Below are 18,707 nucleotides of genomic sequence, written 5' to 3'. Positions count from 1 at the left end.
CTTTAAAAAGAGGAGTGATTGTTGTTATGATCTGGGTTATTATAGTTGTATTTTTGCTGTTTATCGGAATCGAGACAGGAATATCGCATTGGATTAATTCAGAAGTTAAACAGCACAAGCCTCTTCATAAAAGGAAAGAGATTGTGCATATCATAAAAGAGAAATTTCTTGGAAAAAAAGTTTCATAGTCCCGCAGAAAAGGATGCCTGCGCTGTAAAATTAAAGATATATAATTACTTATTTCTTTAGTTAAAGAGTGGGTTTTAATAAAATGTTTAACATTTTATTATTTTAAGGTATATCACAAGTCGCGTGATATGCCTTTTTATTTTAGTTAGATCCTATATCACTTGTATTTAGGGTGATGAATTAATGAAAGAATACACAGTTGAAAAGGTATCAGAACTAATTAGAAAAACACGAAGAAACGGTCAAGCGGTGGACATTATTATTTTTAAATTGTTTATATAATTAAAAATTATGGAGGGGGAGGGACAAGGATTGTTTCAATATGTGATATTTGACGTGGATGGTACCATTTTAGATACAGAAAAAGCTATATTAAAATCTTTACAAAAAGTCTTAAAAGAAGAGGGCAAAGATTATCAATTAGAGGATTTAAGATTTGCTTTAGGAATACCAGGAAAAGAAACATTACGAAGACTGAATGTGATGGATGTGGAACGTGTTCACCCAAAGTGGTCAGAGACTGTACTAGAATTTTCTCACGAGGTAAATGTTTTTCAGGATTTAGAAAATGTTATAAAAACTTTATCAGAAAGCCCTGTCAGAACTGGTATTGTGACTTCAAAAACCAAACAAGAGTTAATTGATGAATTTGAACCGTATGGATTGAGTTCATTTTTTGCTTACACGATAACTGCAAGTGATACTGAAAAACATAAACCACATCCTGAACCTTTATTAGCTTGTTTAGATGGGTTAAATGCGAATCAAGATGAAACAGTATATATAGGAGATTCTATATATGATATGCAATGTGCAAAAAGTGCAGGTGTGAAGTTTGCCCTTGCTTTATGGGGGGCTAAAACAAGTGAAGGATTTGATTCAGCAGACTTTGTATTAAAGGAACCTAAAGATATTTTACAATTAATAAAAATGTAAAAGCTAAATGGCTTGTGCAGTACAGCATCATCAATTGTTAAGAAAATAATCTTTGATGAATTATTCTTAAACTATAGGGTGCTTTCGTGCAACTACACGAAAAATTTTTTGTCGATGGTCCGAAAAAAAGGATAGATCATACAGATTATAGTCTGTTTACATCTATCCTTTATTTTTGTATTAAAATGTTTAACATTTTATATTATTCTTTGACTTAATACGTGTTGTTAGCAGGCACTTTATAATTCAATAAAAGCGCACGGCATCCTTTTACACTTCTGAAAGCTGATGCAGGATCAGCGGCCAGATTCCAGCTTTTCGATGGGCCACCAAAAATGCCCGTCTTTTTTCAGCAATTCATTTGCGCACTCCGGCCCTTTTGAACCCGAAGGATAATTCGGGAAAGATGTATCCTTTTCTGTTTCCCAGGCTTCAGAAATGCTATCGACGAATTTCCAGGAAAGAGCAACCTCATCCCAATGTGTAAAGTTCGTGGCATCGCCCCTCATACTGTCGAACAATAGCTTTTCATATGCCTCGGGCGTATTGATTCTGTCTATGCGGTTATTGGATACCGCTAAAGTTATTGGGGTTGTTTCAATGTCTTTGCCGGCCTTTTTTGCATTCAGGTGAAGGGTGATTCCTTCATCTGGCTGGATATGAATAACAAGGAGGTTAGGATTAAGCACCTGTTCTGCCCCGTAATATAAATTCATAGGAATGTCCTTGAATTGAACGACAATGGCAGTGGATTTCGCTTCAAGCCTTTTCCCTGTACGGATGTAAAACGGCACGCCAGCCCAGCGGAAATTATCAATTAATAGTTTGCCGGCTACAAATGTTTCTGTATTGGAAACAGGATCTACATTTTGCTCATCACGATATGCTGGCAGCTCCTTGCCTCCGGCAGAACCTGGTCCATACTGTCCCCGGACAAAATAATTCTTCACCTCATCTTTTGCCACCGGGCGCAGAGAGCGAAGCGCTCGCACCTTTTCACTCCGCACTTCATCATCCGTTAAACGGATAGGGGGTTCCATGGCAAGGAGGGCTACCATTTGAAGTAAATGATTTTGCACCATATCCCGGAGGGCACCGCTGTTTTCATAATACCGGCCGCGCTCTTCCACACCTAGTGTTTCACTTGAGGTGACCTGGATATTCGAGATATACCGGCTATTCCATAGCGGCTCAAAAATGGCATTTGAAAATCGGATCACTTCAATGTTCTGTACCATTTCTTTGCCGAGGTAATGGTCGATCCGGTAAATTTCCTCCTCGGAAAAGGCACTGCGGATTTTTTCGTTGAGTTCTTTTGCAGACTCGAAGCTGTGGCCGAACGGCTTTTCAATCACTAATCGTTTATACCCTTCTGTGCGTGTGAGCCCCTGTGCTTTTATCTGTTCTGCAATCGTCCCGAAAAACTCCGGAGCCATTGCCAGGTAAAAAATACGATTCCCCAAAAGCCCATACTGGGCATCAAGCTTCCCGGCAATATCCTTTAATTGAATATAAGATTCAGAGCTTGTTACATCATGTGAGTGATAATAAAAATGGGAAGCAAATTCTTCTGCATGCTCCTGGCTGCCAGCAAAGTCTGCCAAAGATTCCTTGACGTTTTCCTGGAACTGTTCATTAGTCAAAGGTCTTCTTGCTACGCCGACAACTGCAAACTTATTTAAGTTTCCTTTTTGAAATAAGCGGTATATCGATGGAAACAGTTTTCGCTTTGCGAGATCTCCAGTTGCTCCAAAAATCATAATCAATCCGGATGGTTTATCATTTTCCATGAGCAAATTTCCTCTTTTCCATGTGAAGTTTTTATTTGCATTCTATAATTTGTGATCCTTCCATTTTAGAGTTTGCGAATCCGGAAATCAAAGAAAGTGCTTTCTTTGGGTAAAATTCAAATTTATCCCTTTAACGAGCACTGATTTCCCGGAAAATAGACTCTCTGTTCACAGTATGCCAGTGCACGGATTTATGCGGGCACCCGATTATGTTATAGTTAAAAAAAGAATTCTCGTTATCGGAGGTATCACTGTGGATTTTGTTTTTTTAGGCACTGGAGCAGGTGTTCCTGCTAAATCCCGAAATGTTTCATCCATTGCCCTTCAGCTTTTAGAGGAGCGGGGAACGGTCTGGCTTTTTGACTGCGGGGAAGCCACTCAGCATCAAATAATGAAGACACCTGTAAAACCCAGGAAAATTGAAAAAATCTTTATCACCCATCTTCATGGTGACCACATATACGGGCTTCCTGGCTTAATCAGCTCCCGGTCTTTTCAAGGGGGAACTGAAGAGCTGGCCGTTTATGGCCCAAAAGGAATTGCAGACTTTATTAAAGTAAGCCTTTCAGTCAGCGGCACCCATCTGAAATATCCGCTGAAAATTGTTGAAATCGAGCAGGGCGTGATTTATGATGATGGCCAATTTACCGTGACCGCTTTGCCTCTGGATCATGGAATATACAGTGTAGGATACCGGATTGAGGAAAGTGACCGGCCTGGAAGCCTTCTTATAGAAAAACTGCTGCAGGATGGGGTGGCGCCTGGCCCTCATTTTAAGGCGCTGAAAAATGGGGAAACTGTTACGCTTGATGATGGCAGAGTTTTAAATGGTAAGGATTATATCGGCAAGCCGCAAAAGGGAAGAGTTATCAGCATACTAGGAGATACTAGAACATGTGAAAATGCCAGGGTGCTTGCAAGTCACGCAGATTATCTTGTCCATGAAGCGACTTTCTCCGCCAGCGAAGCTGAAATGGCCCATGATTATTTCCACTCGACAACCGCCCAGGCTGCCTGCACGGCAAAGCAGGCTCATGCCAGGCATTTAATTTTAACTCATATCAGTTCACGCTATACTGCGGAAGATGTGCTTCTGCTTGCAGAAGAAAGCAGGGAGATATTTCCCGAGACCATCGTTGCGGAAGACACCATGATGGTGAAAATTCCTTTATATAACGGCAGCTAGACAGGAAAACAACCGAAACCATTGCAATCAGGCTAGTATGTTCTGTATCATTAATGGTGCTATAGTCTTTTATTAAGACTGACTCGTAAACTTTGCTGCCGGGATCAGGGCGCGGATTTTTGCTCCAGTATGCCTGTAATCAGGCAGACATTACATATGTGAAAGATATTTAAAGGGGAAAATGTACATGAATGAAGATAAATATTTAAAGCAGAAAGCAATGGAATTTTTATTAAAAACCAGCAGAACCTTCTTTATTCCTATCAGCCAGCTGCCGGAAGGCCTTAAGGAAACGGTTGGTGCTGCTTATTTATGCATGAGGGCGATTGATGAAATTGAAGATCATCCAAGCTTACCGAAAGAAACAAAAATACACCTGCTGAATTCTGTAGGGAAACTTTTGCAAAATGGTGCAGACGAAGATGAATTGACCGCTCTCCTTGATCCTCATTCACAGGAGCTCCCTGAAGTTTCTCTGCTTCTTAAAGAGTGGATCATGCTGATTCCGCAGCCTATCACCGAAAAAGTTCTTGAGGCCACCTCGATAATGGCTCATGGAATGGCAAAATGGACGGAAAAGGATTGGCAAATACATACAGAAGAAGAGCTGGATGACTATACCTATTATGTGGCCGGCCTTGTGGGTGTCATGCTTTCGGATATCTGGGAATGGTATGACGGAACAGAGTCTGACCGTGAATTGGCCATTGCCTTTGGCCGGGGCCTTCAGACGGTCAATATCCTTAGAAACAGAACGGAAGATGCAGAGCGGGGCGTTAATTTCTTTCCCGAAGGATGGAACTTTGAAAGGATGCTGTCTTTTACTGAAAAAAATCTATCTCTTGCAGATCGTTATCTCGAAGGTATTGAAACAAAGGTTATATTCAATTTCTGCAACATTCCCCTTGCATTGGCAAAAGGAACACTTCAGGCATTGAAAGATGGAAGAGAAAAACTGACACGAAAAGATGTAGCTGATATCGTAAGCGGTGCAGTTGAATAATAATAAAGGCTGATTCCTTTTAGAATCAGCCTTTTGCGTGCTTACTATTTATGGTGACTGAAGGGCTGACAGATGGCTTGGAAAAGAAAGCAGGCAATAATTATTAAAAAATTCTAAAAATTTAAATATATTCATTGAAATGAGGTTTGCTTGGCGATTATAATTTAAACATAACAGCGAAAAAGAAGAATTTATAACTATTGGGGGAAATGGAATGAAAAAAAGAATGATCTCCGCGGCAGCGGCCTTGTTATGCACGGCAGCATTCTTATCGGGATGCGGAAGCAGTACAAGCTCAAATGGAAATGAAAGCGGAAAAAAAGAGGAAGTGAAAATCGGGGTCACCCAGATTGTGCAGCATCCATCGTTAGATGAAGCGTTCAAGGGATTCAAACAGGCGCTAAAGGATAAAGGGGTAAAAGCTAAATATGATGTGCAAAATGCACAGGGAGACCCAAACAATAACCAGACCATCGCCAATAACTTTGCAGGAGATAAAGTAGACCTGATCTTTGCAAACTCCACCCCGAGTGCGCTCGGTGCCCTAAATGCCACAAAACAGATTCCAATTGTCTTTACTTCCGTGACAGACCCTGTAGATGCCAAGCTTGTGAAATCCATGGATAAGCCAGGGGGGAATGTTACCGGAACGACGGATACCCATCCTGACGCCATCCCAAAATCCATTAAATTCATAGGAGATGAGCTCGGCGCTAAGAAAGTTGGGACCATCTACAATTCCGGAGAACAAAATTCAGTTGTCCAGGTAAAAAAGCTTAAAGAAGAAGCCGCCAAATCGGGCATCAAGGTTGTTGAATCATCTGTGTCCACCTCTGCTGAAGTCAAGCAGGCGGCTGAATCCCTTGCCGGAAAAGTGGATGCCCTGTACATCATTACAGACAACACTGTCGTATCTGCGCTTGAATCTGTCGTTATGGTCTCAAAAAGCAAGCATCTGCCGCTATTCGTGGGAGAATTGGATTCTGTAAAACGCGGCGGCTTTGCTGCCTACGGATTCAGCTATTATGACATTGGATATGAAGCAGGCATTAAGGCTTCGGAAATCTTGAAGGACGGAAAAAAACCGGGGGACATACCTGTTGACTATCCACAGAAATTGAAACTCGTCATCAATGAAAAGGCAGCGGCGGATATGGGAGTTACAATTAAGGATAGCTGGAAGAAAGAGGCCGAACTCATTAAATAATCATAGAACACGCCTTAACACATTTCGTTCTTCTTTCAATATCCTGTTTTACTTTGATTTTGCAGCGAAAGGGGAAATAAAATGCTTATATTATTCAGTTCGTTTGAGTCAGGAGTTATTTATGCAATCATGGCTTTAGGCGTTTACCTGACCTTCCGGATTCTTGATTTTCCCGATATGACAGTCGATGGCAGCTTTGTCACAGGAGCTTCTGTCTCAGCGATTATGATTGTCAGCGGATATTCCCCCATTACGGCAACACTGGCTGCCCTGGCTGCCGGATTTGCAGCAGGTACCATAACAGGTCTCCTTCATACAAGAGGAAAGATCAATCCGCTGTTATCCGGAATTTTAATGATGATTGCTTTATACTCTGTAAACTTGAGAATTATGGGGAGATCCAATGTTCCTCTTTTATCAGAGAAGACAATCATGACCAATATCAGTGATGTGTGGGCTAAAACCGGATTGGATGCTTTGATTAACTCTGCGTTTACTGCCATCGGCCTTGGAGATAGCCTTCCTGGGACCTGGGCCATTTTAATCGTGATGCTGATTTTGGCTGTTGTTATTAAAATAGGATTATCCTCTTTTTTGAAAACGGAAATCGGCCTTGCACTTCGGGCGACTGGCGATAACGAGGCGATGGTGAAAAGCTTTTCTGCTCATACCGGGAATATGAAGGTGCTTGGGCTTGCTATCGGAAACGCTCTGGTTGCATTTTCCGGTTCACTGGTCAGCCAGTATAATGGCTTCAGTGATGTAGGGATGGGAATTGGCATTATCGTAATAGGACTGGCATCCGTGATTATAGGGGAAGCCATATTTGGATCTAAAACTATCGGCAGGGCCACATTGGCTGTTATCGGGGGATCGGTTGTTTATCGCCTTGTGGTCTCCCTGGCTCTGCAAGTGAAGTTCCTTCAAACTGGGGATGTTAAGCTAATTACTGCCATTATCGTAATAGGGGCCTTAATTCTTCCGCAAATATCCGGCTACCGCAAGAAAGAGAGCAGGAAGAAAAAACGCCTGGAAGAACTGAGGCTAAGCAAGCTTAACAGCAAAAATAAGGGCGGTGAGGAGTTTGCTTAAGCTAAACGGAATATATAAAGTGTTCAACGAAGGCACTCCTGACGAAAAACTGGCGCTGGATGACTTGGAGCTTCACTTGGATAAAGGGGAATTTATCACGGTAATCGGAAGCAATGGAGCGGGGAAATCTACCTTGATGAACATGATTTCAGGAAAACTTCTTCCGGATGCAGGCGAGGTCTTTATTGATGGACGGGATGTTACAGGTACCGGGGAGCATATCCGCTCAGCGATGATAGGCCGTGTTTTTCAGGATCCGATGACTGGCACTGCTCCTAATATGACCATTGAAGAAAACCTTGCCATCGCCTATGGCAGAACCAAGAAAAGAAGCCTTGGATTCGGCGTTAATAAGAAAAGGAAAATATTTTTCAGGGAAAAGCTGGAGTCTCTCCACCTTGGACTTGAAAACAGGATGGGCGCCAAGGTCGGATTATTATCCGGCGGAGAGCGCCAGGCCCTTTCACTATTGATGGCTACCTTTACTGATCCCAATATCCTGCTTCTGGATGAACATACTGCAGCGCTTGATCCATCCCGCGCAGAGCTGGTTGCTTCTCTCACAAAGAAAATAGTCGAGGAAAATCAGCTGACGGCATTAATGGTGACACACAACATGCAGCAGGCGATAGATCTTGGGAATTCATTAATCATGATGGATAAAGGCAGAATCATTTTTCAGGCAAGGGGCAAGGAAAAACAGCATCTTACTGTTGAAAGGCTGCTCCATGAATTTCAAAGCATTAAAGGAGAGGGCATGCTGAATGACCGTGCCGTATTAATCTGAATAACCAATAACCCCCCGTTCATTCTTTGAACGGGGGGTTTCTGCGCTTTCTATTTAGGCGCTTTATCTGTCTGAGGGCCCCAAGGAAGGTGCCACAAAGACGTTGCCGCAGGACGCGGCATTCTTAGTCTTTGATCCTCTGACAGGCGTTTTCGGTTTTTATTAATCTAGATTCAGTGCCTACCTTGCTATGCAAAACCCTATTTGCTTCGCAAGGTGATCAAGGCGCTTCCGCTTTTCAAGCTACAAAGGGTATAGCCAAAATATTGGCTGGGGAATGGGCTTACCGATCTTCTTTTCCTGCATCCTCAATTTGCTGTGAAATCTGCTGGCCCATGCGCCGGGATTGCTGAGCGGCTTCAAATATACATGCTTCAAAAGCTTCCTGTACCCTGTATTCCGCTAAAACCCTTAATCCAGCTTCGGTCGTTCCTCCTGGGGATGTGACTTCCTTCCTGAGCTCTATAGGGGATTTGTCTGACCTTTGCAGCATTTCTGCTGCTCCTATTAAGGTTTGGATAATCAGGGATTTCGCTGTTGCTTTTTCAAGTCCAAGAATTCCTATGGAAGCTTCCATCGCCTCGGCCAGGTAATAAATGTAGGCCGGGCCGCTTCCGGAAAGCCCGGTCACAGCGTTTAACTGGTCTTCCTCAACTATTTCTGCTGTGCCTATTGTTTCAAAAAGAGTGATTGCATCATTCATTTCTTTATCATGCGCAAAGCGATTCGCTGAAAGGGCTGTTGCCGATTTACCTACGGCTGCAGATGTGTTGGGCATAGCGCGGACAATCGCGATATCTTTTCTAAGAATGCCTTCAAGGCTTGAAGTATGAACCCCTGCAGCTACGGAAATCAGCAGGGTGCTTTTTTGGAAGTGATTTCTTGATGCCAAAAGTGCTGCGTGCACATCCTTTGGCTTTACCGCCAGGACAGCTATGTCTGCTTCCGCTAATAAATCCTGTTTGGATTGTGTGGTGTATATCCCGAACTTCCGTGCCAAATAGGAGAGTCTATCTTGATTGGAATGATTGCCAGCATAAATTTCCTGGGGCTGATATTTTCCGCCTGCAAGCATTCCTGCAATAATGGCTTCTGTCATGGACCCGCTGCCGATAAAAGCGATTTTCCTCATATTTTCCATCTCCTTAGATTAGTGTCATGGCTCAATACCCTAGCATAAGTTCCTCATAGCTCTATTAGTGATGTGGACCCGCAGCTGGCGAGTGAAAATCCTCAAGATTAACCGGGACAAATAAAAAGACCTCCCGTCCAATAAAGGACGAAAGGTCTGGCTTCCGTGGTACCACCTTTTTTCATCTTTCCCAGGGGAAGATGCAGCTTAAGATCCATTAACGCTGGAATGTACGTCAGTTTTTGCTGAAAGCTATAAGGTAGGTTCAGTGTCACAGAGGGCGGTGAAGCCTTTCAGCCTAATTGAGCTTCACTCTCTTTCGCCATGCGGCATCTACTGGCCTTAATCAATGCCGTGCTATTTTTAGTTATTAGTGATTATGGGGCATGTACAAGCAGTTTGTCAATAATTAATTTTTCTGAAAAATCCCTGAGGCAGGAGATGCCAAATGTGAATCACAAATGCTGTTTAAACAGTTGTATACCCGGCCATTTCTGGGCTAGGCAGGTTATACAGTTATCCCGCTCTATATACAGAATGCCTAACAGACAGGTTCTTTGCTTCTTCGCACACCGATTGCCCTTGCCTTCGATAAAAAGTTATGTGAAAATAATGACAATTTCTGATTGTCAATGATAAACTAATGACATGATGGTTCATTTATCGTTTTGCTCTGTTAATGGTCTGTTCATGCTGATGCTGGGTTCCTCTGCACGATCCGGAGACACATGAGGCTGAAATTGGCAGCGTTTAATTAAATGACGCTGCATGTTTATATAATTATCTATTTAAATATAACTTTATAAGGGGTATGTATGATGGCCGAATGGATTGGAAATATTGCTAAATTATCACTTCCGACTCCCTATGCCGTAGGGGATGTGAATGTGTATGTTGTTAAAGGAGATGCATTGACATTGATTGACGCAGGCTCAAGGACCGGGGAATCCCGTTCTAGCCTGATCCGGCAGCTCGGGGAACTACGTCTTGAAATGAACGATATCGAGCAGGTGCTGATTACTCACCACCATCCTGACCACGCAGGCGGTCTCGACTTTTTTACAAAAGACATTAACATTCTTGGCCACCTCTATAACCAAAGATGGTTTGAGATGGATGAGGACTTTATTGAGCTTCATGACCAGTTTTATAAAGATTTTTCCCGTGAAATGGGCATACCAGATGAAATGCTTGGCTACATAAATGATTACCGGAGCGCAGACCGTTCCATTACCAATAAGAAGCTTACGTCCTTTTTGGCAGAAGGAGACGATCTTCCGGGACTTCGCGGATGGAAAACCATAGAAACTCCAGGACATGCACAAAGCCATTTGTCCTTCTATAAAGAAAGTGATGGAATCATGATAGGCGGTGATCATCTGCTTGCAAAAATTACGCCAAACCCTTTAATGGAGCCGCCTTTTCAGCCAGGAGAAGAGCGTCCTAAACCTCTTTTGCAATATAACAGTTCTCTCGAAAAATGCCTGGAGCTTCCTATTTCGCTGGTTTATACGGGGCATGGCGAAGAAATCAGGGATGTGCCGGCAGTGATACTGTCAGGCAGGGTACGGCAGCATGAGCGTGCTATGAAGGTCAAAAAGATGATAGAGGCACATCCATCTTCAGGCTTTGAAATATGCAGGCAGCTTTTCCCGAAGGTGTATCAAAGAGAGCTTGGACTGACCCTGTCAGAGACAGTTGGACAGCTTGATTATCTGGAGAGTTTAGGAGAAATTGAGCATGACACCTCTTCAGGTGTTATGATATATGCAATCAACCAATTGCAGAGGTGAAGAAGTGAGTAAAATACAGGGAAAATGTGTGGTAATAACAGGTGCATCAGGCGGAATAGGAAGGGAAATTGCCAGGCGTTCTGCCAGTCTTGGGGCAAAAGTTGTCCTGCTTGCAAGGAATTATAATGCGCTTTTGGAATTAAAGGAAGAATTAATTAAGGAGTATGGCACTGAAGCATATGCCTATCAGCTTGATGTAGGCGATTCCGATAAAGTCGGGGAAGTTTTCCGCGAGATTTATGAACAAGCGGGTGAAATAGACGTTCTTGTAAATAATGCCGGATACGGAGTCTTCAAGGAAGCGGATGAAACGGATATGAAGGAAACTGAAGCCATGTTCCGCGTGAATGTTTTCGGTCTGATGGCGGCCACTCAAATGGTGCTTCCAGGTATGAAGCGGCGCCAAAGCGGGCATATCATAAATATAGCATCACAGGCAGGAAAAATGGCCACGCCGAAGTCCAGTCTTTATTCTTCTACCAAATTTGCTGTTCTCGGGTATTCCAATGCCCTTCGGATGGAGCTGAAGAGGGATCATGTTTTTGTTACAACGGTCAATCCGGGGCCGATTCAAACCAACTTTTTTAACATTGCGGATGAATCAGGATCCTATACGAAAAATATCGAAAAATTCATGCTGAATCCAAAGGATGTGGCGGAAAAGGTGGTTGGGTCCATGTTTACCGGCAAGCGGGAAATTAACCTTCCGGGATGGATGAATGCCGCCAGCAGACTGCACAATCTGTTTCCGAAAACGGTGGAGACTCTTGGGAAAAGGGCCTTTTTTAAAAAATGACAAAAGGTCTTGACATGGACGGGCTAAAAATAATATAGTACTAAAAAACTGATAATGAAACGTTAAAGAAGGATTAGTAAAATATAAGGTGCCTATTACAGAGAGGGAATTATACAGCTGAAATATTCCTGAGGAACCCATTTGAACCTGCCTTCTGAGTTCTGCTTCGGGCCTTATGGCGAAGAGGCAGCGGTTAAATCCGTTATCCTTCTTAAGAGCATGAAACACTGCGGTGTTTTTTGAATAAGGGTGGTACCGCCAAAGCCTTGGTCCCTTTCTTGGGATCAGGCTTTTTTTGCGTTTATAAAAATGAGGTGAAATGAATGAAAAAGGAATTTGTCAAAGAAATTACACCCATGGGTGATGACTTTGCCCAGTGGTATACCGATGTTGTGACCAAAGCCGACTTAATCGATTATTCAAGCGTCCGCGGATCCATGATTATACGCCCGTACGGGTATGCGCTTTGGGAAAACATTAAAAATGAACTGGATATGCGGATTAAAGAAACAGGACATGAAAATGTGTATATGCCTTTGCTGATACCTGAAAGCCTTTTGCAAAAGGAAAAAGACCACATCGAAGGCTTTGCTCCTGAAGTTGCCTGGGTGACGCACGGGGGAACAGAGGAGCTTGCTGAGCGCCTGTGCATCCGTCCGACCTCAGAGGTGCTGTTTTGTGAGCATTACAGCAAAATTATTCATTCCTATCGCGATTTGCCTAAGCTTTATAATCAGTGGGCAAGCGTAATCCGCTGGGAAAAAACGACCCGGCCGTTTCTCCGGACACTGGAATTTCTCTGGCAGGAAGGACATACCGCGCATGCTACGGATGAGGAAGCACATGAAGAAACCAAAAGAATGCTTGATGTGTATGCAGCACTTTGTGAAGAGATTCTTGCCATACCGGTGATTAAGGGGCAAAAGACAGAAAAAGAAAAATTTGCCGGCGCAAAGTTCACATATACCATTGAAAGCCTGATGCATGACGGCAAGGCTTTGCAGACGGGCACCTCCCATCACCTAGGAGACGGTTTTGCGAAAGCTTTTAACATTCAGTACAGTGATAAGTCCGGTGCTCTGCAATATGTGAACCAGACTTCATGGGGCCTGACTACACGTGTGATTGGTGCTCTGATTATGGTGCACGGAGATGACAGGGGGCTGATTATTCCTCCAAAAGCAGCTCCGGTACAGCTGATGATCATCCCGGTTGCCCAGCATAAAGAAGGAGTGCTCGATTTTGCTTATCATTTAAAAAACAGGCTTTCCAAAACCTTCCGCACGGATATAGACGCCAGCGATAGATCGCCAGGATGGAAATTCAATGAACATGAAATGAAGGGCATTCCTCTCCGGCTGGAAGCAGGGCCGCGTGATATTGAAAAAGGACAGGTGATCCTTGTGCGCAGGGATACTGGCGAGAAGTCTTTTGTTCCAATTGATGATGTTGAACAGAAAGTGGCAGAAACACTTGAAGAGATCCAGAAAAGTTTATATAAAAGAGCGTTAAAGCTGCGGGAAGAAAAAACCTCCTCTGTGTTAACGATGGAGGAATTCAAGGAAGTGTCCGCCGCTCATCCGGGATTCATCAAAGCGATGTGGTGCGGAAGCAGAGAATGCGAAGATCAAATAAAAGAAGAAACAGGGGCAACCTCCAGATGCATTCCATTTCAAAAGGAAACCCTTTCAGATAAGTGCGTTTGCTGCGGCAAAGATGAAAAACATATGGTCTATTGGGCAAAAGCCTATTAATCATTCAAAAGCGGGAAAGCTGAAGACTTTCCCGCTCCTTATTAGAATTTGTCCTGAGTCAGTTCCGCCATTTTCTTTTCATCCATAGGCCCGATCATAACACTCCTGATCATGCCGTTTTTATCAAGGATATACGAAGTCGGAATCGTATAGACTTTATAAAGGCTGCCGATTTTTCCATTTTTATCGAGTGCGATCGGAAATGTCATGTTGTTATTCTTCACAAAATCCTGAACAGCTGCCAAACTTCTGTCATTTGCAGTCAAGTTAACGGCTAAAATGGTAATGTCTCTGTTTTGATTTTTCTGGAAAAAGCTCTGCATTTCAGGGATTTCTGACCTGCAAGGCGGGCACCAGGTTGTAAAGAAGTTTAAAATGACAGTTTTACCCCGAAAGCCGGACAGCTTAAGCTTTTTTCCATTTAAAGAGGCAAGCTCAAAGTCAGGGGCCAGATCTCCAGCTTCAAGACCGATGCGGCCCGTCTCTTTTTCCTGTGAAGATAACGCCGCAGCCTGCTGTCCATTAAGGCAGCATGCAGCGGAAATGATGGCTATAAGGCATAAACACTTCATCTTATTCATCGCAAGTCCTCCTTTTTTATAAAGGCTCTAAGCACTATGCTTTAGAGGAACATAGTACTTCTCTAATTAGAAGACAAGATCAGCAGAGCCGCTGCAAACTAGTATGTGCATAATGGCTTCTTTTCATGAAAATCCCATTTGGTAATTTCCCTGTTTTTTCCATGATTCTTTTCTGTTATTCTTGTTATATAGCAGACGGGAAGAAGGCGGGCAAAATGACTGATTTCAAAACATGTCTTATTGTATTAGGATGTTTCTTTCTTTTTGGATGCATCCAGCTCCAGACTCAAACAGAAAGTGTGAAAAAAGGGGAAATGGGCTTTATAACAGATCTTCAGGATAAAAAGAGGGTACTGATTAAAAATACATATTATACGGTTTCAGATTCCACCTATCTTAAAGACACGAGCGGCAGAAAGCTGGACGTTAATGATTTGAAAATCGGAATGAAAGTAAAGCCCTGGTACACTGGAAGCATTAAGCATTCTCATTCTCCTCCTGCCAGCACAGAAGCTAAGCTCTTGCTTGTCCAAAACGACCAGGAAAGCCTTCGGGAGCAGCAGGCCGTGCTTTCCGCCATTAAAAAACTGAAAAAGGGAAAGAGCGAACGATTTCTGGTGAGGGATTTTTCTCATATACCTGAGGATAAGGTGTATGTCATTGAAATGATGCGCCGGTCAAATTTAGATACTTCCTTTACAGTAACAGTCAATGCGGCAAACTTCGAAGTCCTTTTTTATTAGAAGATACCAGTGCAGATCTTCCTCCCTGAAGAGGGAGTTTTTTTTTGCCGGCATTTCCAATCATCTGCCTGCAGGTTTTCCGCAGGAATATCCCGGTATTTTCCTGGAAAATTGGATATAACCGGAATGGAAGCTCAAAATGTAGAATTTTGAAGTAAAATTTCCATTGAACACGAACGTGTATTCGATTAATATAATGGGTATACTAATGTAAGCGAACGTATATTCTTGTTGTTGGGTGGAGAAAGAACATGGATTACAGATCAATGCCGAAAAAATCTATCATGTGCATCGATATTAAAAGTTTTTATGCAAGCTGCTCAGCTGTCATGCTCGGGCTCGATCCGCTGGAATGCCATCTCGCTGTGGTAGGAAATCTGGAACGCTCCGGAAGTGTGGTGCTCGCCGCTTCTCCCAGGCTGAAAAAGGATTTTGGAATTAAGACCGGATCACGGATGTTTGAAATCCCTGATGATCCCCGGATTATCCTGACAGAGCCTAAAATGGCGGTATATCTGAGGATGTCTACAGAAATTACCCGCTTGTTCCATCGATATGTGCCAAAGGAATCCATCCATGTGTACAGTGTCGACGAAAGCTTCCTGCAGGTGGACGGTGCCGTGCCGCTGTGGGGGGATGCCAGGGAGATTGCCGAAAAGATAAGAAATGACATCGAACGGGAATTCCAGCTTCCATGTGCAATCGGGATTGGCCCAAACATGCTTTTAGCCAAACTGTGCCTGGATCTTGAAGCCAAGAAAAAGGGCATCGCCGAATGGTCATATGAAGATGTAAAAACAAAGCTCTGGCCCGTTTCTCCCCTTAACGAAATGTGGGGAATTGGAAAACGCCTTCAAAAAACCTTAAATGGGATGGGCATCTTTACAGTGGGGCAGCTTGCCAATTATCCGCTCCATTTGCTGGAGGAAAAATTCGGCATTATGGGCAACCAGCTTTACCATCATGCATGGGGGATAGATCTTTCTGAAATTGGCGCACCGATCATGGAGGGGCAGGTGAGCTTTGGAAAAAGCCAGATTCTTCTTCGCGATTATAAGGGAGAGGAAGAAGTGAAGCATGTGATGCTTGAAATATGCGAGGAGGTCGGAAGGAGGGCCCGGTCTTCACGCAAAGCAGGCAGGACGGTGAGCCTCGGGATCGGCTACAGCCGTGAGGAATTCGGAGGAGGCTTTCACCGGTCGAGATCCATTGACGAACCAACAAACATTACGATGGATCTATATGAAATCTGCCTGGAGCTTTTCCGGGAAAATTATGTTTCCAAAACAGTACGGAGCATATCTGTTACCTTATCCAATATCGTCGATGATAATGAAATGCAGCTGACATTGTTTGACTCATCACGCTGGAAAAAGAGGGACTTGGCCTATACAGTTGACCGTATCCGGAATAAATACGGCTCAAAAGCACTGCTTCGGGCTGTCTCCTATACAGCAGCTGGAACGGCTGTTTACCGCAGCAAGCTTCTGGGAGGCCATAAATCATAGTACAGCAATCATGAAATGCAGGATTTGTCAGGAGGGATATGCAGTGATTCGAGATCGCGGAAAGATTAAATGGACATCAATGATGCTTCCTGAGCATGTGAAAATGCTTCGGGATTGGGAAAAGGAAGACACGTACGAAGAACAGATTGCCCTGGATGAACAGCAATTGGAAGAAATGAACATGGTGATGGGAGAAGCCATGGAAACCGGAAGGACGGTAACCATCACCCATTACGGCAAACACAGATATGAGCTATTGATCGGCACCATACATTATTACAATGAAAGCGGGCAAAAGCTGCATATAGTAGACCGGTTTCAGCAGGCTCACATAATCGGGATCAGCCATATTGCAGATATAAGATTTACTTAACAGGCAGGAAACCGCGGAGGTCAAAGACGGCTGTACGTAAAAGCCCGATTGGCCAGCAGGGCATCAGCGGGGGGAAAGTGCCTTTTGCTTCAAGAAAGAAATAAGACCGCCCGGAAAAGAGACAGTCTTAAAGGCCGATCAGCTTTCGGTTTTTACACGGACACTGGACTGGAATTTCCCTTTGTGGGACGCGTCGCAGAAGGGCATATTCTTTGAAAGCCCGCAGCGGCAGAGAGAAAAGACAGGTTTTGTTTCAATTACATTGCCTTCGCCGTCCAATAGCTCAATATCTCCTGTCACTTTCAGGGAGCCATTATCGTTTACTTTAATTTGAACCTTTGACACATTTATCACCTCTTTTCATATCGTACCGGCAATTGGCCTTTTTTACAATACAGGATAGGAAAATTAGTGCACATGCCTTTGCCGGCATGCTCAAATGTTTTGGCATGCAGACAATGGGAAATAAACAGTGTAGGTGAAAAAAAAACAAAATCAGACATAGCAGGTGATAAGGATGAAGGCGATTGTAATTGAACAATATGGCGGTAAAGAACAGCTGAAAGAGGCAGAGATGAAAAAGCCGGAAGCAGGAGAAAACGAGATTATCATTAAGCTAGAGGCGACCTCGATCAATCCTATTGACTGGAAGCTGCGTGAAGGCTATCTAAAGGAAATGCTTCCATTTGAATTTCCGATTATCCTTGGCTGGGATGCGGCAGGGACTGTCGATTCTATCGGATCGGGCGTAACGGATTTCAAGCCCGGGGACAGGGTATTTGCCAGGCCGGCTACAACAAACCGCGGAACATATGCGGAATATGCGGCCGTTGATGATATTCTTGCAGCGAAAATTCCGGATAATGTCAGCTTCGAAGAGGCAGCATCGATTCCGCTGGCCGGTTTGACAGCATACCAGGCATTATTTGACTTCGGAGAGGTAAAAGAAGGCGATAAGGTTCTGATCCATGCCGGGGCCGGCGGTGTTGGATCCCTTGCCGTTCAGCTGGCAAAGAATGCAGGTACCTATGTAGCGACGACAGCAGGAACCCAAAATGTGGAGTTCATGAAATCTCTTGGTGCGGATGAAGTGATTGATTATAAAAAACAGGATTTTGACAAAATCCTGCATGATTATGATTTTGTACTGGATTCCATGGGCGGAGAAATTCAGGAAAAAAGCTTTTCCGTTCTTAAAGAAGGAGGGAAAATGCCTTCCCTGGTCAGTGAGCCTGATAAAGAACTCGCTGAAAAGAAAAAAATCAAAGCGGCTTCCATATGGCTTAACCCTAATGGCCAGCAGCTAGAAGAATTGGCGAAACTGATGGAAGAAGGAAAGCTGAAAGCCATCATTGGCGAAACATTCCCATTGAGTGCAGAGGGTATCCGCAGTGCTCATGAGAAAAGCGAAAGCCATCACGCCAAAGGGAAAATTGTCATCAAGGCAAATTAATAAACGGCAACAGTTTAGAAAGATAGAAAGTACGGAAAATGGATAAGAGTGGAGAGAGGCCCGGTCATTAGATCGGGCCATATTTATATGCTGCAAGAACAAAATGCAAATGAAGATGATTTCTTCTGCGTACCTACTAGATATCTTCACAGGAATACCATTAGTCTGCCGCATTGTACTTTTTGCAGAGAATTAAATAAGTTTAATAATATTAAAAAAGTTAATTTTGTTTAATTGCTAATATTGTAATTTTTTTGGAATATGCATTATATTTATTTTAGACGATTCATCCATAAAACCATTTGTTCAGTAAAAAAGGTCTGAGGGCCTTTTTTTTACTTTAACTGTAATTAAAACAAACATTAATCAGGAACAGTACTGCTA

At 43.4% G+C, this 18,707-nt stretch carries 18 protein-coding genes and 1 other annotated feature; of the genes, 14 read left to right on the top strand and 4 right to left on the bottom strand.

The annotated features are described in order from the left end of the window. Window positions 1-26: 26 nt before the first annotated feature. On the top strand, window positions 27-188 hold the full coding sequence (locus BIV59_RS23780) for a hypothetical protein (protein WP_170846184.1): 162 nt from the start codon (window positions 27-29) through the stop codon (window positions 186-188). A gap of 292 nt (window positions 189-480) precedes the next feature. Then, the gene (locus BIV59_RS17320; RefSeq protein WP_071352710.1) at window positions 481-1,125 is read left to right on the top strand and encodes an HAD family hydrolase; all 645 of its coding nucleotides are present in this window, start codon (window positions 481-483) and stop codon (window positions 1,123-1,125) included. Window positions 1,126-1,421: 296 nt separating this feature from the next. On the opposite strand, the gene zwf is transcribed toward BIV59_RS17320, so the two are convergent. After that, a complete protein-coding gene (zwf, locus tag BIV59_RS17315; RefSeq protein WP_240501938.1) occupies window positions 1,422-2,915 on the bottom strand; it encodes a glucose-6-phosphate dehydrogenase in 1,494 nt (497 codons plus the stop codon). Between the two features lie 253 nt (window positions 2,916-3,168). On the opposite strand from zwf, the gene rnz reads away from it, so the two are divergent. From rnz to BIV59_RS17290, 5 genes are all read left to right on the top strand, one after another. Continuing rightward, window positions 3,169-4,101 carry a ribonuclease Z gene (gene rnz / locus BIV59_RS17310; RefSeq protein WP_071352709.1) on the top strand — a complete coding sequence of 311 codons (933 nt, stop codon included), beginning with the start codon at window positions 3,169-3,171 and terminating at the stop codon, window positions 4,099-4,101. 187 nt (window positions 4,102-4,288) lie between these two features. Further along, a complete protein-coding gene (locus BIV59_RS17305) occupies window positions 4,289-5,104 on the top strand; it encodes a squalene/phytoene synthase family protein (protein WP_071352708.1) in 816 nt (271 codons plus the stop codon). A gap of 214 nt (window positions 5,105-5,318) precedes the next feature. Continuing rightward, a complete protein-coding gene (locus tag BIV59_RS17300) occupies window positions 5,319-6,311 on the top strand; it encodes an ABC transporter substrate-binding protein (RefSeq protein WP_071352707.1) in 993 nt (330 codons plus the stop codon). Window positions 6,312-6,392: 81 nt separating this feature from the next. Beyond that, complete coding sequence (locus BIV59_RS17295) at window positions 6,393-7,403, top strand: ABC transporter permease (protein WP_071352706.1); 1,011 nt, start codon at window positions 6,393-6,395, stop codon at window positions 7,401-7,403. Continuing rightward, complete coding sequence (locus BIV59_RS17290; protein WP_071352705.1) at window positions 7,396-8,190, top strand: ABC transporter ATP-binding protein; 795 nt, start codon at window positions 7,396-7,398, stop codon at window positions 8,188-8,190. Before BIV59_RS17295 ends, BIV59_RS17290 begins: the two co-directional genes overlap by 8 nt. A 283-nt stretch (window positions 8,191-8,473) precedes the next feature. Here the strand turns inward: BIV59_RS17290 and proC are convergent, their stop codons facing one another. Then, window positions 8,474-9,322: a pyrroline-5-carboxylate reductase gene (proC, locus tag BIV59_RS17285; protein WP_139194404.1), complete on the bottom strand. Its 849-nt coding sequence runs from the start codon at window positions 9,320-9,322 to the stop codon at window positions 8,474-8,476. A gap of 815 nt (window positions 9,323-10,137) precedes the next feature. Between proC and BIV59_RS17280 the strand changes: the two genes are divergently transcribed. The 3 genes from BIV59_RS17280 (at window position 10,138) to proS (ending at window position 13,665) form a co-directional block, all read left to right on the top strand. Next, window positions 10,138-11,115 carry an MBL fold metallo-hydrolase gene (locus BIV59_RS17280; RefSeq protein WP_346417405.1) on the top strand — a complete coding sequence of 326 codons (978 nt, stop codon included), beginning with the start codon at window positions 10,138-10,140 and terminating at the stop codon, window positions 11,113-11,115. Further along, on the top strand, window positions 11,090-11,911 hold the full coding sequence (locus BIV59_RS17275) for an SDR family NAD(P)-dependent oxidoreductase (protein ID WP_071352702.1): 822 nt from the start codon (window positions 11,090-11,092) through the stop codon (window positions 11,909-11,911). Before BIV59_RS17280 ends, BIV59_RS17275 begins: the two co-directional genes overlap by 26 nt. Before the next feature lie 53 nt (window positions 11,912-11,964). Continuing rightward, window positions 11,965-12,189 (top strand) — a binding site (T-box leader). A 45-nt stretch (window positions 12,190-12,234) separates the two neighbouring features. Then, entirely contained in the window at window positions 12,235-13,665 is a 1,431-nt protein-coding gene (proS, locus tag BIV59_RS17270; RefSeq protein WP_071352701.1) for a proline--tRNA ligase, read from the top strand. 41 nt (window positions 13,666-13,706) lie between these two features. Here proS and BIV59_RS17265 read toward each other — a convergent pair whose 3' ends face one another. Then, complete coding sequence (locus BIV59_RS17265) at window positions 13,707-14,246, bottom strand: peroxiredoxin family protein (protein WP_071352700.1); 540 nt, start codon at window positions 14,244-14,246, stop codon at window positions 13,707-13,709. 215 nt (window positions 14,247-14,461) lie between these two features. On the opposite strand from BIV59_RS17265, the gene BIV59_RS17260 reads away from it, so the two are divergent. The 3 genes from BIV59_RS17260 to BIV59_RS17250 all read left to right on the top strand — a co-directional run bounded on the left by BIV59_RS17260 (window position 14,462) and on the right by BIV59_RS17250 (window position 16,870). Continuing rightward, a complete protein-coding gene (locus BIV59_RS17260) occupies window positions 14,462-14,989 on the top strand; it encodes a hypothetical protein (protein WP_071352699.1) in 528 nt (175 codons plus the stop codon). Between the two features lie 251 nt (window positions 14,990-15,240). After that, complete coding sequence (locus BIV59_RS17255) at window positions 15,241-16,497, top strand: Y-family DNA polymerase (RefSeq protein ID WP_071352698.1); 1,257 nt, start codon at window positions 15,241-15,243, stop codon at window positions 16,495-16,497. Between the two features lie 43 nt (window positions 16,498-16,540). Continuing rightward, a complete protein-coding gene (locus BIV59_RS17250) occupies window positions 16,541-16,870 on the top strand; it encodes a YolD-like family protein (protein ID WP_071352697.1) in 330 nt (109 codons plus the stop codon). A 138-nt stretch (window positions 16,871-17,008) separates the two neighbouring features. Here BIV59_RS17250 and BIV59_RS17245 read toward each other — a convergent pair whose 3' ends face one another. Then, the gene (locus BIV59_RS17245; RefSeq protein WP_346417402.1) at window positions 17,009-17,224 is read right to left on the bottom strand and encodes a CDGSH iron-sulfur domain-containing protein; all 216 of its coding nucleotides are present in this window, start codon (window positions 17,222-17,224) and stop codon (window positions 17,009-17,011) included. Window positions 17,225-17,387: 163 nt separating this feature from the next. Between BIV59_RS17245 and BIV59_RS17240 the strand changes: the two genes are divergently transcribed. Further along, entirely contained in the window at window positions 17,388-18,323 is a 936-nt protein-coding gene (locus BIV59_RS17240) for an NADP-dependent oxidoreductase (protein ID WP_071352695.1), read from the top strand. The last annotated feature ends 384 nt before the right edge of the window (window positions 18,324-18,707 follow it).

This window comes from Bacillus sp. MUM 13, assembly GCF_001866725.1.
In the GTDB taxonomy this organism is placed as follows: domain Bacteria; phylum Bacillota; class Bacilli; order Bacillales; family DSM-1321; genus Peribacillus.
The sequence above is the reverse complement of the archived record's forward strand: the minus strand, read 5'-3'. Positions and strand labels throughout refer to the sequence as shown.